Origin of the sequence: Paraburkholderia phenazinium (assembly GCF_900100735.1) — a bacterium.
GTDB lineage: Bacteria > Pseudomonadota > Gammaproteobacteria > Burkholderiales > Burkholderiaceae > Paraburkholderia > Paraburkholderia phenazinia.
In genome coordinates this window covers 492,060-507,779 of sequence record NZ_FNCJ01000002.1, presented here as the reverse complement: position 1 = coordinate 507,779, position 15,720 = coordinate 492,060, and the positions used below count along the sequence as shown (strand labels likewise).

General features: G+C 63.7%; 12 protein-coding genes. 8 read left to right on the top strand and 4 right to left on the bottom strand.

Annotated elements, in window-relative coordinates; genetic code table 11:
- Positions 1–205 precede the first annotated feature (205 nt).
- From BLQ92_RS06065 to tssJ, 5 genes are read left to right on the top strand one after another with little or no spacing between them, the layout of a single operon-like run.
- A complete protein-coding gene (locus tag BLQ92_RS06065) occupies positions 206–469 on the top strand; it encodes a PAAR domain-containing protein (RefSeq protein WP_090682547.1) in 264 nt (87 codons plus the stop codon).
- Positions 469–1,797: a hypothetical protein gene (locus tag BLQ92_RS06060; RefSeq protein ID WP_090682545.1), complete on the top strand. Its 1,329-nt coding sequence runs from the start codon at positions 469–471 to the stop codon at positions 1,795–1,797. Before BLQ92_RS06065 ends, BLQ92_RS06060 begins: the two co-directional genes overlap by 1 nt.
- Positions 1,763–5,422 (top strand): ImcF-related family protein, encoded by a 3,660-nt coding sequence (locus tag BLQ92_RS06055; RefSeq protein WP_090682544.1) that lies wholly within the window; start codon positions 1,763–1,765, stop codon positions 5,420–5,422. The genes BLQ92_RS06060 and BLQ92_RS06055 overlap by 35 nt, the downstream gene beginning before the upstream one ends.
- Positions 5,419–7,278, top strand: coding sequence for a type VI secretion system baseplate subunit TssF (gene tssF / locus BLQ92_RS06050; protein ID WP_090682542.1), 1,860 nt, complete (start codon positions 5,419–5,421; stop codon positions 7,276–7,278). Before BLQ92_RS06055 ends, tssF begins: the two co-directional genes overlap by 4 nt.
- Positions 7,278–7,796 carry a type VI secretion system lipoprotein TssJ gene (tssJ, locus tag BLQ92_RS06045; RefSeq protein WP_090682540.1) on the top strand — a complete coding sequence of 173 codons (519 nt, stop codon included), beginning with the start codon at positions 7,278–7,280 and terminating at the stop codon, positions 7,794–7,796. The genes tssF and tssJ overlap by 1 nt, the downstream gene beginning before the upstream one ends.
- A gap of 116 nt (positions 7,797–7,912) precedes the next feature.
- On the opposite strand, the gene BLQ92_RS06040 is transcribed toward tssJ, so the two are convergent.
- Complete coding sequence (locus BLQ92_RS06040) at positions 7,913–8,473, bottom strand: GNAT family N-acetyltransferase (protein WP_090682539.1); 561 nt, start codon at positions 8,471–8,473, stop codon at positions 7,913–7,915.
- A 204-nt stretch (positions 8,474–8,677) separates the two neighbouring features.
- On the bottom strand, positions 8,678–9,691 hold the full coding sequence (locus BLQ92_RS06035; RefSeq protein WP_090682537.1) for a succinylglutamate desuccinylase/aspartoacylase family protein: 1,014 nt from the start codon (positions 9,689–9,691) through the stop codon (positions 8,678–8,680).
- Between the two features lie 376 nt (positions 9,692–10,067).
- Here BLQ92_RS06035 and BLQ92_RS06030 point away from each other — a divergent pair, with 376 nt between their 5' ends.
- The 3 genes from BLQ92_RS06030 to BLQ92_RS06020 are packed head-to-tail and all read left to right on the top strand — an operon-like array spanning position 10,068 to position 11,631.
- A complete protein-coding gene (locus BLQ92_RS06030; RefSeq protein ID WP_090682965.1) occupies positions 10,068–10,409 on the top strand; it encodes a helix-turn-helix domain-containing protein in 342 nt (113 codons plus the stop codon).
- A 29-nt stretch (positions 10,410–10,438) separates the two neighbouring features.
- Positions 10,439–11,107 carry a HipA N-terminal domain-containing protein gene (locus BLQ92_RS06025; RefSeq protein ID WP_143016516.1) on the top strand — a complete coding sequence of 223 codons (669 nt, stop codon included), beginning with the start codon at positions 10,439–10,441 and terminating at the stop codon, positions 11,105–11,107.
- Between the two features lie 2 nt (positions 11,108–11,109).
- Positions 11,110–11,631, top strand: coding sequence for a dihydrofolate reductase family protein (locus BLQ92_RS06020; protein WP_090682534.1), 522 nt, complete (start codon positions 11,110–11,112; stop codon positions 11,629–11,631).
- Between the two features lie 72 nt (positions 11,632–11,703).
- Here BLQ92_RS06020 and BLQ92_RS06015 read toward each other — a convergent pair whose 3' ends face one another.
- Together BLQ92_RS06015 and BLQ92_RS06010 are read right to left on the bottom strand one after the other, a co-directional pair.
- Positions 11,704–14,403: a CoA-binding protein gene (locus BLQ92_RS06015; RefSeq protein WP_090682532.1), complete on the bottom strand. Its 2,700-nt coding sequence runs from the start codon at positions 14,401–14,403 to the stop codon at positions 11,704–11,706.
- Between the two features lie 28 nt (positions 14,404–14,431).
- Positions 14,432–15,718: an ATP citrate lyase citrate-binding domain-containing protein gene (locus BLQ92_RS06010; protein WP_090682530.1), complete on the bottom strand. Its 1,287-nt coding sequence runs from the start codon at positions 15,716–15,718 to the stop codon at positions 14,432–14,434.
- Positions 15,719–15,720 lie beyond the last annotated feature (2 nt).

Genomic DNA, 15,720 nt, shown 5'->3' with positions numbered 1-15,720 from the left:
GAAGTTTATTATCTTGGTTTTGACGTTTTTGCATTTCCGACAAGCATCAACCCACTTTGTTTCGCTTGATGTGCACCGCTGTCACTTTGCGGATACGTCGATTTTTTCAATGTGCGTTCAAGCAAAACAGATAATTTAATCGAACCTGGTGCCACGAATCATTTGGCTTCCAGTAACGGTTAAAACGGCAAGTAAAGGTACAACGATGAAATCCCCAATCCGTAAAGGCGACAAACTCGAACACGGCGGCGAAGTGACTGGAAAGTGCTCGCCATGGGCTGTATTCATGGGCAGGCCGCTGGCCCGCAAGGGCGACGAGGCGGTCTGCGACCTGCACGGCCCGACCGCCATTGACGAGGGAGCCGCCAAGTTGCCCGACCGTGACCAGAAGTTGTTCGCGCTGCACGACCATCGCTGCGCATGTGGTTGCCGGTTGATCTCGTCCCTGAAGAACGTCAACTTCGAGTAATGCCTGTCGAACTTTCTCAGGCGGGACGCCCTAGTGCCTATCCGCACCGCCCACGCTTCTGGCCGTGGTGGTTCTGCATCTGGCTGGCCTGCGCCGTGTTCGGAGCCGCTATCGCGCTGCTGCTGTGGCCGAAGGGCGAACGTGCAGGCGGCGCAGGGTTCTGGTTCTATGTCATCGGTATTCCTAACGGGATTTTCGGACTGCTCTTCGCGATCGAGCGCGTTGGCTACGAGGCCATGTGGTATCGCGCGTACCACCGCAACGCGTATCGCGGCCGCTGGCTGGCGCAGCGTATCCGTGTCGCGCAGAAGCCGCTACGGGTGCTGGGCGTCGGCTACTGTCTGCCCCTGAACCGCCAGACGCTTGCACAGGTGATCAATGCCGCCGTGCGTCTGCCGCGGCAGCAGCAGCCCCGCACAGGCCCGGGTGTCATCGAGCATTGCCGCTTCGATGATCTGCCGCAGACATTCGACGAATCCGACGCGAGAGATCTGGCTGCGGAGAGCGGGTCCGATGGTGTGGTCGACGCGGCTCCGAAGAGGCCCATTACCCAGCTTGCACTCAGGATCGCCGATGCGCTCGAACAGGTCGCCGCGAGCCTGCACGCGCTCACGCGCTACGAATCTGCCCACTGGCCGCAGGTGCGGGTGCTGGCCGAACCCGGCGAGGAAGCGTTGCGTGAGCAGCAGGTGCGTGACGCCCTGCAACTGGCCGGCCTGCCGCCGCTTGCCGTACAGGCGGTGCCCGCTTCGCAAGGGCTGCTCGTGGCCGACGCCTGGCTCGACGCCCGCGAGGCACGGCCACTACTCGTGATCGCAACGGCATGGCACGAAAAACAGCCTCCCGCTGGCAGCACGGAGGGCTGTCTCGCCGTGCTGCTCGATGCCGGCTTCTACCGCCTGCCTGAAGAGGTGCCGGTGCTGGCGAGGCTGCATCGCCCCGTCGAGGGCATGGCCGACGAGATCGAGTACTGCTTCGCGAATTCCGTGATATGGGGCAGTGTCGATTTCGCCGCCGTGACGCGCGCATGGATCACGCGCGCCGTCGAACGATGCAACCGGGGGCTGCGCATCGCGAACCTGGATGCAATCGCGAAGAGCGAGGCTCAATGCGAGCCGGCCCGCATCGTTGGCGATTTTGGCAGCGGCAGCGGCTGGCTGGCCGTTGCGGCCGCCGTCGAATGCGGCGCAGCGGATGGCCCTCAACTGATCATCGATGGCGCGCAGTCCGCCATTCTTCACGTCCTTCCTGGCGCACCTGGGAAGGATCCTTCGTTGCCTGAACACTCCCTGCATGACCGATCCGAAACTGAACTTGCGACCGCTTGACCCGGCTCACGTGGCGGAGTCTGCGCCATCTGGACGCCTCGCGCTCTGGGGGCTGCTGGTCGCAGCCCTGATCGCCGCCACCGTCGCGGCTGGCCTTGTGTGGCTCCGGGGCGATCTCTTCGATCTCGCGCCCGGCGAGGCACGCATGCGGGTGGTGATCGCCATCCTTATCGCCCTGATTGTTGTCGTCGCCATTCACCTCATCCTGTTTTTTATCGGCGCGTACGCCGTCGCCGGACGGTTGTTTCGCAGGGAGACTGGCGACCAGACGAAAGCATCGAAACCGCTGAAACGCGACGCACGTCTGCAACGCCTGTACGAGGAACTGCATATCGCGCACGGCTGGTTCTGGCGCTACCGGATGCCGTGGCTGATGGTGAGCGGCAGCGATGAACTGATCGCCGAGGTCGCGCCGGGCCTGAAACAGGCGGGCGTCATCCACGTGGCCGATGTGATCCTCGTGCACGCGGCGCCGGACGGCATCGACGCGGCGCTGTGGCGCAGACAGGTGAAGCAGTTGCGCAGCAGGCGTCCGGTCGACAGCCTGGTTCAGGTGGAGCGCACAGGTGACGGAATCCGACCGGACGCAGAGCGTGCGCGTACGCTCGCCGGGATCGCGTCCGACCTCGGGTGGGCCGCGCCCGTCACATTCCTGCACGCGGTGCCCGCGACCGGCAGACAACCCGAGCGGTTCGATGCGGTCGGCGCCGTCGTGCGTGGTTCCGCGCGCCAGTCAGCCAGTCATGCCGCCGCAGGACTGAAGGACCAGCTCACAACCCTTGAGCAGCAGACGGCCGACAGCGGCGTGCAACTATGCCGTGAGCCGGAATGGATCACCTGGCTCGTGCAGGTTTCGGCCTACATCGGCGAGCAGCGCGAGCGCATTGTGACGGGCTGGGAAGCGCTCATTGCCTCGAAGTGGCTCCGGGCTCCGCTGGCTGGCGTGATGTTCGCCCCCACCTTTCCGTTCGCGGGTGTGGTCCCTGTGCCAATCGCGGCAGATGCAACAGCCCCCCAGGCGCCATCCGCTGCAGTGGATGGCGCCGTAGCGATGGCGGCTGGTTCCGCCACGAACGCGGGCACTGTCGTAGCCCTGCGCGTGCAGCCCGCGTCGCTCCTGCCTGCCTGGCAGGAGATCGGCCGCGGTGTGCGCCATCATCACGGTCGCCGGGTCGGCTTCTACTGGCCGAACGCGCTGGCCGCACTCATGATGGTCGCGGCGATCGGCTGGTGCGCTGCAATGACGGTCTCGTTTATCGGCAACCGGCATCTGATCCACGACGTACAGGCGAGCGTCGATGCCACGCTCCCAGCTGCCCCAGGCACGCCGGCGGCGTTGCGCGCGCAACTCGCCTTGCAGCAGGAGATCGAGACGCTCGAATACCGGCAGCAGCACGGCGTGCCCTTGTACCTGCGCGCGGGACTGAACCACAACGACGAGATCCTCGATTCGCTGTGGCAGCCGTACCAGACGGTGGCCGTACGTAACCTGATGCAACCGGTCGTCCAGGCACTGGAAGGCCAGCTCGCCCAGCTCTCGCAGGTCCGCGTCGACGAGCAGCAGGGCCACGACGCGCAGCAGCACGCCTACAACCTCCTCAAGGCGTACCTGATGCTTGCCACCCCGTCGCGTGCCGACGCGTCGTTCCTCAAGACCCAGTTGCTGGAAGTATGGCCCGCGCCCGCCGGTATGCGCGCGGGAGAATGGCTCGATACCTCGCAGCAACTGGCGGACTTCTGGGCCGAACATCTCAGGGCGCATCCTGCCTGGCGGATCAGCGCGTCGATGCCGCTCGTCACCCAGATGCGCTCGACGCTCGTCAACCAGATCGGGCTGGCGGGCAGTGACGATGTGCTGTACCAGCGCGTTCTCGATGCGGCGCACGGCAAGTACGCGGACGTGTCGCTTGCCACGCTGCTCGCCGGCGCTGATGCGCAGGGGCTTTTCACGACCACGCAGACCGTGCCGGGCATTTTTACGCGCGCCGCGTGGGAAGGCGTTATCGAGCAGGCCATCGATGACGCCGCGAAGCAGCAGCACGTCGAGGGAGACTGGGTGCTGACCGACGACGGTCCGTCTGCCCAGGTAAACGCAACCACGGTCCAGGGCGTGATCGGCTCGGCGCGTGCCGTTCTCGACGCGAAGCACGACACCGATCATCTGCGCGAGCGGTTGCGCACACGTTACTTCAGCGATTACACCGCCGCGTGGGCGAGCATGCTCAACAGCTTCCAGTGGATTCCGGCCACCAGCTTCTCCGGTGTGGTCGACCAGCTCACGCGCCTGACCAATGCGCAGACCTCGCCGCTGCTGGCGGTCATGAAGTCGGTGCAGCACCAGGGCGAGGCGGGCCGTCCATTGCAGGCCCTGACCGATACGCTGGTGCGCAAGGCGCAGGGGCTGCTCGGTGGTGGTGACAGTGACCAGGTGCAGGCGCTCGTGGTCAACCCGCTGGACAAGTCGTTTGGCCCGCTGCTGGCGCTGCTCGGTGACGCAAGCCCGGCCACGGGCGGCAGCCAGGCGGCCAATGGCAGTGCCACGAATACCGCTGCGCCCGGTGGCGTCAGCCTTTCCCGTGTGCTGACGGCCGACACGACCGTGCGCCTGAAGCTGCAGCAGATCCAGTCGAGCCCGGACGCGCAGTCAATGGCGCGTGCCCTTGCGCAGGCGGTGTTCCAGGGCAAGCTTTCGGATCTGTCGCAGGCGCGTGACGACGCGGCGCTGACCGCCGCGAGCCTGGGCGCGCAGTGGGCAGGTTTCGGACAGACCCTGTTCGTGCAGCCGCTCGACGCCGCTTGGCAGGCCGTCCTCCAGCCCGCCGCTGCCAGCCTGAACAATGCATGGCGCGCAGGCGTGGCGGCACCCTTCCAGTCGCTGTTCGCCTCACGGTATCCGTTCTCGCCGACGACGGCTGACGCGTCCTTCGCCGAGTTTGGCCGTTATGTGCGGCCCGATACCGGGCTGGTCAACCGCTTTATCGAGGTCGAGCTGTCCGGTGTGCTCAAGCGTCAGGGCGACCAGTGGGTGCCGAACGAACTCGCGCCGCAGTCGTTGCAGTTCGATCCGAAGTTCCTCGCCATGCTGCGGCTCATCGGGCCGATGGCCGCGCACCTCTATGTACAGGGCGAAGCCGCCTATCACTTCGAGCTCATGCCGCTACCGACGCCGGACGTGACGCGCACGGAACTGACGGTGGACGGGCATCAGGTCGTCTATTTCAACCAGCAGGAAACCTGGACGCCGCTGGGGTGGCCTGGCAACGGGCTGGATAGTCATGCGTCGCTGACCTGGCAGACCCTGAACGCGGGGCTGCGTGTCGCGTTCGATGCCACGGGCGACTGGGCGTTCCTGCGCATGCTGGAGAAAGCCCAGGTGAAGCCGCTCGACGATACGCGCTACGAACTGGTCTGGAATGCCGGGGCGACTGGCGGGGATACGCAGTCAACCGACAGCACGACGGCACCACTGCACTACGTGCTGCGCGCGCAGGCGGGTGCAGGGCCGCTCGACCTGCTGAAGCTGCGCGGCTTCCAGATGCCGGAGCGCATCTTCGTGACGGGCCGCGCCGGTGTGCTGACCGGCCTGCCGTCCCTTCCGCCATTGCCACCGGAGATGCAACCATGACTGCACCGTGGAAATCGTTCCAGCAGGACGGCGGGAATCCGTTCCTGAGATATTTCGACGCCGAGATGCGCTACCTGCGTGAGGCTGGCCGCGAGTTCGCACGCGACCAGCCCGACGCCGCGCGCCGCATGGGCATGCAGTACGGTCAGGAGGGCGATCAGGTCCGGGCGGTCAACGAAGCCTTTGCGTTCCTGGTGGCCCGGCACCGCATGAAGCTCGATGACGCGATGCCGGAGGTGACCGCGGGATTACTCGACAACCTCTATGAACACATGGCGCGGGCGATCCCTTCGCTGTCGATTATCGAATGCAGGCCCCTGAACCGCAGGAGTTCGGCCACGGCGCAGATTCCTGCCGGAGCCGTAGTGCGCTCGGCACCGGTTGGTCCCGATAGGGTACAGTGCCCGTTCCGCACGACGCAGGCGGTCGAGCTGCTGCCGCTGTCGGTCGAGGACGCGGTGCTGGCGGTGCGCGCAGACGGACGCACCGTTATCCGCCTGACCCTGGGCCTCTGGTTCGGGGACCAGCGCGAGCACGTGGACCTGTCGCGCATCCGCCTGTACCTGCACGGTGACCGGCCCGCCGCCGCCGCGCTATACGCGGCGCTCACGCGCCAGGTTGCCGCGATCGGGCTGCGCCTGTCGTCGATACGCGACGGCGCACTTGAGCCGCTGGCCGGCGTGCACTTCGAGGCGGCGGGGTTCGGTCCGTCGACACGACTGTGGCCGGTCACGAACGCTGAACGCAACCAGCAGCTCGACCGCGAGCAGACGCTGCTGGAGTATTTCGTGTTCCCGCAGAAGTTCCACTTCGTCGACCTGTGCGGCTTCGATAGCGCGAGGGTGCCGGCGGGGGAAACGCGGATGACCCTTGAGATCGAACTGGATGCCCGCATGCCCGGCGACCAGCCGGTGGGCCGGGAGAGCTTTCGCCTCTTCTGCACACCCGTGATCAACCTGTTCGAGGTCGATGCGCGGCCGCTGCAGCCCGCCGACTGGCATGACAAGGAGCACCGCGTGCGCGCGCAGGCCGTCCTGGCGGATCATGTCGAGCCGTATGACGTGCTGGCGGTGACCGCCGCCGATCCGGAGGGCAGCGCACGGCATGCCTACCAGGCGTTTACCAGTTTCCGGCATCGTGGCTGGTTGCTGCGCTATGAGAAACCGGAGCGGTACTTCCATACCGAGACGCGCTACGGCGTAGTGGGACGGGAACTGTGGGTAACACTGGCGGGGCAGCTCTGGGCGGGGACGTATCGCCACGCAGAGGATGACGAGGACCGTCCGCAGCCGGACCGCCATCTGACCGTGCGCGCGCTGGCGAACAACGGACGCCTGCCGCGCCTGGCGCTTTCGGAGGCGACGATCACCGAGGCTGTGTCGGGCTTCACTGGCATCGCGTCGGTGCGCAACCTGACGGGACCGAGCCTGCCGCAGTATCCGCCGCGTTATTACCCGGGCTACGAGTGGCGCGCGCTGGGCCATTTCACCGCGAACGGCATGAACGAATTCAACCGGATGCTCGGGGAAGGTGCTCCCGCACTGCGCGAGGTGCTCGAACTCTACGACTGGACAGCGGACGACGCGGTCCCCCAGCGCATCGACGCGATCCGGACGGTGCGCTTTTCCCAGGACCAGGTCCTGCGGCGCGGCGACATGTTGCGGGTCGTGCGCATCCATGTCGACCTTGACGCAGGCGCTTTCGCCGGGCCGGGCGACGCCGTGCTGTTCGGCGACGTGCTGAACCACTTCCTGGGGCGCTACACGGCCCTGCAGTCTTCCATGCAACTGGTATTGGCCATCGATGGCCAGGAGACGGTCTATCCGCGTACCGATTTCACGGGAGCGCCATTTTGATGAGAACCAGGATCATGCGGGACGCGCTCGGCGTGGGCCTCGCGCTGACGCTCAGCGCGTGCGGGACATGGCAGTCGGTGAAAGATGGCACCGTGAGCGCAACGAAAGCGGTATTCGAGACGAAGGTCAAGCAGATGAACCTTGTCATCACAGCGCGCGGCGCGCTGAACCAGGATGCGCGCGATGCATCGCTGCCAGTGGTGCTGCGCATCTATCAGCTCAAGGATGACAAGCCCTTCGCGACGGCGACCTATGCGCAACTGCTCTCGGGTACAGATGCGCTGAAGGCGGCGACAGTCTGGAGCCGGGATGTGACGCTGGGGCCGGGCCAGACGCTGAAGATATCGGAACCGATTGGCGATGAGGCGAACTTTGTGGGCGTGGCGGCGTTCTTCCGTGACACGGCCAACGCCGAGTGGTCGGTACTGATTCCGAAAGCGCAATGGAAGAAGACCGACCCGGTCAGGCTGACGGCTGCGCAGCGCAATCTCGAACTCGATACGGAGCGGCATAAATGAGGAGCCGGTCTCTCTACATGGCAGCGGTTGCTCTACATTGGTGCCCGCAGTGTGCCTACCTCGAACTGAAATACGATTTCGCGGGATGAGGGAGACAACGCATGCATTAGACAACTTTATTTTGTCTCAACACCGGGCACCGCCGGTTCGGTTGCCCGTAGGTCTTCAAGCGTAGCGATCCGCCCGGGTTCAAGCAGATCCTTGCCGAAGCGCAATTGCACCAGAACTTCAGGATCGAGACGGGTATCGAACAGCGGCGCATAGCCGGAATCGATATAGAGTCCCCATGCTTCCGGCTGCTTGAAACCGGTGGTCAGATAAACCCGGCTATATCCCTGCCGTAACGCGCGGATCTCGAGTTCCTCCACTACCCGCCGCGCCAGCCCCTGGCGGCGCAGATCAGAACGCGTCCAGATGCGCTTGAGCTCCGCCGTGCGCTCGTCGTAGCGCTTGAACGCCCCGCCACCGATCGTCTCGCCCTCGCGGATCAACACCAGAAACGCGCCTTCGGGTGGGGCGAACAGCGCCGCCGGATAACGCGCGAGTTCCTCCGCGGCCGCAGCGCCGTTATCGCGTCGATACTCGCTGTATCGTGTGGCGTATTCGATCTGCAAGGCATCGATCAACGGCTTCGCGTTTGCGGCCAATGGGGTGGTGTCGTGGATGCTGTAGGTCATGGTCGTCGCGGGGCCGAACGCAACGACGTTCGGTCCTCAAGATGGTTCGGTTTGCACAGGATGAACGTGACGATAACGTTTAGTCATGCGAACGCTAACCAAGCAATAGCTATAAGGATATTGGCTCGAAGTGCGTTGCAGCGATAACAGCAGTCCGTCAGTTGAGTCGATTCCTTTAGTCACTATCGCGGACAGATCGCTGTTTTATTGATCGACTGGTTCGGCGAGATGCAACAGGCAGTCGCCACGTTGCACGAGAGCGGGCACGCGTTTGCACACTACCTCACCAGCGCTTGCGAAGTGCAGCGTCACCGGTTCGCGCAACGGTGTCTCGGGAAAGTGGATTCGCGCGGCCGGTTGCCCTGCACTCACCTGCTCGCCCAGTTCTATCAAGGGCTCGTATAGCCCGCGGTCGTATGCATAGACGTAGTGCCGGGACCCCGACACCCGCATGAAGCGAGTGCTGCCCGGTGCGCTGTCAGGCAGGAGCGGTCCGTGTAACAGGCCAATGAAGCCGAGCAGATGCAGCAGTCCCTGGCGAGCTTCACGCAGCAGTTGCGGTTGCACGGTGCCGCCGCCCCCTAGCTCCGTCAAGATTGAGATCGCCCCCTGACGACGTGCCGCTGTCGCGGCGTGAACCGGATTCGCCGGGTGCAGAAACGCTTTCGGCAAGCCGAACGCCGCGAGCAGCGCGCGTAACTGCACGGCCTCATCGGCGTCGCGTGGCTCGATCGCAAGCATGTTGGCGCCGTGATACGTGAGCGAACTGCCGCCGGAATGCAGGTCGATCAGGTACTGGGCACGCGCGAGCAAGCTATGCTCGATGTAGTCTGCGATCAACTCGGTCGGCGTGCCTGCCGGGTCACCTGGAAAGGTCCGGTTCAGATTGCCGCCGTCAAGCGGCGACGTGCGCAGCCCCGCTTCCGCAGCTGGAAAGTTCGCCATCGGCAACAGGATCAGTTGGCCCCGAACCATGCTTGCGTCGACTTCGCGAATCAGTTGCGAGACGAGGATCTGCCCTTCGTATTCGTCCCCATGGTTGCCGGCCATGATCAACACCACCGGTCCGTCGCCGTTCCGAATTGAAGCGATCGGGATCGGGATCCAGCCGTACGCCGAGCGGTGCACCGAATGAGGCAGCCGCAGGTAGCCCGTATGCTTGCCGTTCGAATCCAGGTCGATCTCACTGCGGATGGGGTTGGTTTGCTGTGATTCCATGGTTATCGGTCGCGGGTCTTCGGTGAGGTGAATTCGACCGCAAGGGCCTGTGGGTAGGTCTGGGCGGCCCCGCGCAAGCGCCCTATTCTCGATCAGCCTGGCTTCAAGCGGTACCAAGATATCTACCAATCCATATCCACGGCGAAGCTAAGGTGAGTTGTCGAGGCGCGCGAGTTTCGGCACTGGGATGCCTTCCGCCGCCCGTAAAGGGCGTGCGGAGGGCCTATGTTGACCTGAAGAGTTTATGCTCGTCAAATTGAGCATAACTAGATTTATGATCGATTTTAGATGCATGGCAACTTGATATTTGGGCGGCCGCCTCTACACTATGTTCGTAATTTCGCTCACAAAGCCCATTAAGCTCGATTTTACGCACATGAAAATTGACCAGTCTGCCGTTGCGAGTGCGGCCGTCCTGCTGCAGGCGCGGGACCTCGGGGAGCGGCTCGCGCGTCTGCGGGTTGGGCGCCGGGTCCAGCAATCAGAGGCCGCGTTGCGTGCAGGCGTGTCACGAAACACCGCGTACCGGATCGAAAAGGGAGATCCCGGTGTGGCGTTTGGTCAGTTGCTTCGCTACCTCGACGCCATCGCGCCAGGAATGACGCTCGCGAGCCTGCTCTCCGAAGAAGACCCGTCGGTAAAGGCACAATCGCTTCGCGAACGGCAGCGGCGGGTAAACAAGCCTTCATCGAAGGATCTTGACGAGCTGGACTTCTGACACAAATCGCTGACGGCGCAGGATCGCTGATGGCACACACAGATAAACGATTGGCAGTCTTCGCTCATCTTGGCGACGAGTGGGCACCGGCCGGCCTGCTCGATATGACCGAGCAGGGAAACGAACTGGTGGCATCGTCGTTCACCTACGGTCTGCAGTACGCGAGGCGCGCCAACGCGGTCGAAATCGACCCCGTCACGCTCTCGCTGGACACGGCTCTCGCCGCGCCCGGTGCCCCCATGTTTCCGGGCACACTCGAGCCGCCGATCTCCGGTGGAATTCGTGACGCCGCGCCCGATGCCTGGGGGCGCCGGCTCATTGAGGCTCGTCCGCGGGTACCCGCTAACAGCCTGCCCGAATCGACCTACCTGCTCAATGTGGGCCGGCAGCGTGTGGGTGCGCTCGATATTCGCACAGACCGCAACGACCTGCCGGAGGAAGGCGATGGCGAATCGGTCTCGAACCTCGACTACCTGCTCGAAGCAGCGGAACGCGTGGAGGAAGGACTGCCCATTCCCGTGCGGCTGGAGGCGATCCTTCGCGCCCGACCACGCAGCGAGAGAACGGCGGGTACCGTTTGTCAGCGCGCTTACGCTCGTCGGATGCTCCGAGCACGATGCACCGCAAAAGAGTTACCACGACATCGCGGCGGCAGAGTTGCGCAGGCAGATCTGGGAGTGAACACATTGAGGGCTTAGCCATGAAAGCGTCCGTCTTTGTCGGAACCAGTCTCGATGGCTTTATCGCAAGAATTGATGGTTCGCTTGATTTTCTCCCGCCTGGTGGTGGCGAACCCCATGGCTACGATGAGTTTATGGCCACAGTGGATGCGCTCGTGATCGGCCGCAACACATACGAAACGGTGCTGGGTTTCGATGCATGGCCGTATGCGCAAAAGCCTGTGTTCGTGCTGAGTACCCGCCCACTTGCGAAGCCTCCCTCGGGCGCGGTAGTTGAACATATCCAAGGAACACCCGCGTACGTCGTCTCCCTGCTCGAGAAACGTGGTGTCCAACATATCTATGTGGACGGCGGCATCACCATTCAGGCCTTTCTGGAAGCGGGTCTCGTCCAGCATCTAACCATTACGCGTGTGCCCGTTCTCATCGGCACCGGCATACCGCTCTTTGGCGCCACCACGCGCGACATTCCTCTCAAACATATCGCCACACGCCAGTACGCAAGCGGTCTCGTTCAGAGCGAGTACGAAGTCGGCGTCTAATGCCTCTACATGGCCAGCCTGAGTCTGGCCATGCCCCTACCCACGTTGGCAGCACGATGTTATTGATCCCGCTCACGCCACAAACTGGCACTGCGACGCCGGCGTGCGCGTGTCCATATTGCGGCCGCGGTTCATGTGGTCATCAACCTCAGCAGCGCAGCCAAGCATGCGTGGATACAGGAAGATCGTGAACGCCGCCGTCTCGAGCGCCCCACCGGCATATCCGCCGCTGCGGTATGGCTGCCACAGCATCTTCAACAACAGCGCAGCAATCACCGCGTCGACGTTGACGCAATAGACATTGCGCGACACGCCGGCTTCGAACAAGCTCTGCACGAGCGTTCCGTAGAACTCGTGGAACACGTTGTATTCATTGCGCCCAGCCATCAGTTCGCGAATGAAGACCTCGCGCGGATCATAGTTGACTGGCTTGTCCTTGAACACCGGGTGATTGACGCCCGGAATCTTCTGGATGTCGAGGCTCCCAGTGTTCTTCTTGTTCGACTTGTAACGGGCATAGGCCTCGACATACTTCAACGCGAGTGCCTTCAGGTCGATGCCATGGTTCGGATCGCCCGGATCGACGAGGCCTGTATCCTTGAACTGATCGATCAGGAAAGCGATGCCCTCATAGCCATTGCCGCCGTGGGTGTAGCCCGTATGGGTCAAGAAGCCAATGAGCCCCTTGTTGAGCTGTACGCGCTCGGGGTCCTCAGGTCCATCGGCCGAGACCGCACCCTTGGCGCCCTGGGCCGAAATCGTGCCCGGCCCGTTGGATAGCAGCAACCCCACCAACACCTGGAAGGCAAACAGGTCGGCCGGCTGCGGCGCAAAACCAAGCAGTGCGACGAACGCCACTTCGCTGATCGGCCGGTTCTGCAGAATATCGCTCGTCGCGATGCCACAGAAGCTGTCTGGCTGATGCTGGTCCGCTTTGACTGATGCACCGATTAACGCGCCGAACAGGCGCAGCCACCACGGCAGGCTCTCGGCGGTCAGGCGCGAGACGCGTTTGCGCAGCAGCGGCCCCCACGCCAGGGTAGCGCTAATCGCGGCAAGCACGGCATCGGCAGTGGGATGCCCGGGTAGTCCTTGCAGATAACGCACGAAGACCGACTTCGCGCCTCGCGCGCGCAGGCCTTCGAGCATTGCCTCGGCACGCGGGTCGGGTGCCGCGCCGACGAACAGGTTCGGAGTGTCGATGCTGATCCCGCTCGTGTCGAAGCTTTCGTCAAGCGCATCGCTCAAGCCGGCTGCCATGAAAGCGTCGATCAGCGCGCGCGTCGCCTCGCGCGCCTCACCCTGGCAGCGCGGTCCGAGGATGCTGGCGGCAGCGGCCAGTACCGTGTTAGGTGCATTGCCCGCCTCGCGCGCGGCCTGCGCCGCAGCGAGCGCCGGATGACCGTACAGGTTGAGGCCCGCGCCGATCGCAACGTTGATCAGGCGCCGGTCGTTCTCGCCGCCAGGCTCGTGCAATAGTGCGAGGCTGACGTTGGCCTCCAGCGGATACTGTGCGGCGTCCAGCATCGATACGCCGTAGAGGCTCGTGACCTGGGTACGAGAATCCATCTGCGAGGCGCCCGAGGCGTCCTTCAGCGTCTGGCGCGGCGGCACCGCGCCGATCTGCAGGTTCAGCGCCGTAATCTGTTCGTTATACGGTGCACCCGCTTCGACGACCGGCAGATCGAGCTCGGGCGGCAAGCTCAGACCGTGGCTCGCGCCGAACCATGGCTTGAGTGCCAGATTGCCCTCCGACGCGAAGTCCGGCCGGCAGGCGTTCTCGCCCATCACCGCAGTCAGCGCGGCCGGAATATGGGCGATGTTGGTCACGAGCGCGCCCTTGGCCGAGAACACGGGGTGCTCGGGTGTGAAGATACCGTCCACGCCGAATTTCTCCATGAACCAGCCCTCCTTGCTGAGGGCATCGTCGGCGCCACCGGCCATCGCACCGGCATGCCCCACCGCACGCGTGAGCTTGGACTTCCAGCGCCCGACCACGCACGCCACCACCGGCTTGGTGAAGTTGGCGTCGAGCTCGTAGTAGCCGCCCGGCTCCACATAGAGCACCGCCGCCTTGCTGCGTGCATCGTTGGACAGCGCAAAGGCGAACTCAGGCGCCGCGAAGTGGATGTAGACATCCTTGCCGCAGGAAATCGAGGTGGTGGTCCCCCAGCCGGCCATGCGCAGATAAGTAGCGATGGTGGTGGTGAAGTTGCCCGAGTTCGAGAAGATCGCGATCGAGCCGCGGCGCAAGGCTTCCTCCGGATGGTCGCCACCCAGCGCGCCGCCGATGCGCACCTGGTTCCAGGCATCGGCCACGCCCAGGCTGTTGCCGCCGAAGATGTCGATACCGTTGGACTGGCCCATCGCGCGGATTTCGCGCGAGTCGTGCACCGCCAGCTTTTCGGTGACGATAAAGATCTTCTTCAGCTTGGGATTGACGCGAATCAGTTCGGCCACGCCGTCGCGCGCCGCTGCCGGCGGCAGGTAGATCACGCCGCAGTTGAAGCGGTGGCCGTCGTTGATGCCTTCCAGCACGTTGTTATAGACCGGCACGTTGCCCAAGGACGTCTCCAGCACCTGGCCGCGCTTGCCGGGCGCGGTGCCGAACACCACATTGCCGCCCGAATAGACATGGCCCACCGGCGTCACATCGCTCGACTCGCCGCCCAGGATGTTGAGCACACAGACCCGGTCTTCGCGCGTCGCCACCTGGGCGAGCGAACTGATGCCGACGAAATATTTGAAATCGCCTACGCCTTGCTTGTACATGACACGCTCCTTGTGCGCGGGGCAACCTTCAGGCGGCCTGGCTCGACGCGAGGCCTAGCTGTGCGGCTACCTGCTCGCGGCCGCCGGCTTTCATCCACGCATCGACCTTCTTTGCGTACAGCACGACCTCGCTCATATCGGAGTCGAAGCCGAAAAACCGGTACGGCAGGCCGAGCGCATCGAGCGTGTCGCGCATCGCACCCATGCCGCGTATCAGGTTCGGACCGCCGCGGCCGATCACCACATAGAGCGGGGTCGCGCCATGGCGGCTGAAGTGCTCGCGCAACGCATCGGCCATCGCGCGGAAGGTCTCGAAGATGTCCGTGTTGTTCGACTTGCCACCAATGATGAACAGCACATTGGTCTGTTTGATCCAGTGCTTGAAGCAGATGCTGGCGACCTCCTTCATCTTCTCGTAAGGCGGGTTGCCGCCGAAGTCAGAGGAGATGATCGCGTCGTCGCCCAGCATCTGCGTGACGAGCGAATTGGCCCCGCCGCCGAACGTCGGCGCGAGGATGGTGCCCCCCGAATTGATCACGTAGACGTCGCTCTGCCCTTGGTAGGTACGCAACTGGTTGATCTCCTGTTCGAAGTCCGAATAGTCGACGGCGAACAGGCTGGCCGGCAGGTTTAAACGGCGCCAGCGCGGGTCGTCGCGATCGAAGCCACATTTGAAATCACAGGCCACCGGCGTCATGCGCCCTTTCTTGTCCTCGCGCATGCGGATCGGATTCAACTCGAGCGTGGTCATGCCGTAGTCGTGGTACAGCTCCCACAGCTTGGGCAGATGCTGCACCAGCGGCGAAATGATCTGCCGCGGTGCGCCCAGCGCGGACAACGCATTGGCCACGACAAAGGCTTTCAAGCCGGTGAGCGGATCGAACGGCACCTGCGCGACCTGGTTGCGTTCGAGTTCCTCGATGTCGATGCCGCCATGATGAGTGAGCGTCATGGTCGGCGCGCGGAAATGCGTCGAGTCGGTGATCGAGAAGTAGACCTCATGCTCGGCGGGCACCCCGGCTTCGAAGGTGACGCCGTTGGCCTTGGCCACCGTGTTGCCGACGCGGTGCTCGACAAAGTACAGACGCTCTTTTTCCTTCAGCGCGGTCTTCAGGTCAGCGGCCTTGCCGATCAGTCCGGACTTGCCCTTCTTGCCGACACCGCCCTTGAACACCGGCTTGATAAACACCAGGCCATGCTTGTCGATCATTGCGCGAATCTCTTCTTCGCTCGCGTCTGGACCTAGCACCTCAGTGGTCGGGAAGTCGACGAACTGGAGCATTTTGGCTCCGTGCAGCATACCGGTGACTTGCATGG

Bases quoted from the DNA above. Each gene is read 5' to 3' on its own strand.
- BLQ92_RS06055 (WP_090682544.1), top strand. From the start codon at position 1,763: ATGACCGATCCGAAACTGAACTTGCGACCGCTTGACCCGGCTCACGTG.
- BLQ92_RS06025 (WP_143016516.1), top strand. From the start codon at position 10,439: ATGGCACACACAGATAAACGATTGGCAGTCTTCGCTCATCTTGGCGAC.
- BLQ92_RS06040 (WP_090682539.1), bottom strand. From the start codon at position 8,473: ATGACCTACAGCATCCACGACACCACCCCATTGGCCGCAAACGCGAAG.
- BLQ92_RS06060 (WP_090682545.1), top strand. From the start codon at position 469: ATGCCTGTCGAACTTTCTCAGGCGGGACGCCCTAGTGCCTATCCGCAC.
- BLQ92_RS06020 (WP_090682534.1), top strand. From the start codon at position 11,110: ATGAAAGCGTCCGTCTTTGTCGGAACCAGTCTCGATGGCTTTATCGCA.
- tssF (WP_090682542.1), top strand. From the start codon at position 5,419: ATGACTGCACCGTGGAAATCGTTCCAGCAGGACGGCGGGAATCCGTTC.
- tssJ (WP_090682540.1), top strand. From the start codon at position 7,278: ATGAGAACCAGGATCATGCGGGACGCGCTCGGCGTGGGCCTCGCGCTG.
- BLQ92_RS06030 (WP_090682965.1), top strand. From the start codon at position 10,068: ATGAAAATTGACCAGTCTGCCGTTGCGAGTGCGGCCGTCCTGCTGCAG.
- BLQ92_RS06015 (WP_090682532.1), bottom strand. From the start codon at position 14,403: ATGTACAAGCAAGGCGTAGGCGATTTCAAATATTTCGTCGGCATCAGT.
- BLQ92_RS06010 (WP_090682530.1), bottom strand. From the start codon at position 15,718: ATGCAAGTCACCGGTATGCTGCACGGAGCCAAAATGCTCCAGTTCGTC.
- BLQ92_RS06065 (WP_090682547.1), top strand. From the start codon at position 206: ATGAAATCCCCAATCCGTAAAGGCGACAAACTCGAACACGGCGGCGAA.
- BLQ92_RS06035 (WP_090682537.1), bottom strand. From the start codon at position 9,691: ATGGAATCACAGCAAACCAACCCCATCCGCAGTGAGATCGACCTGGAT.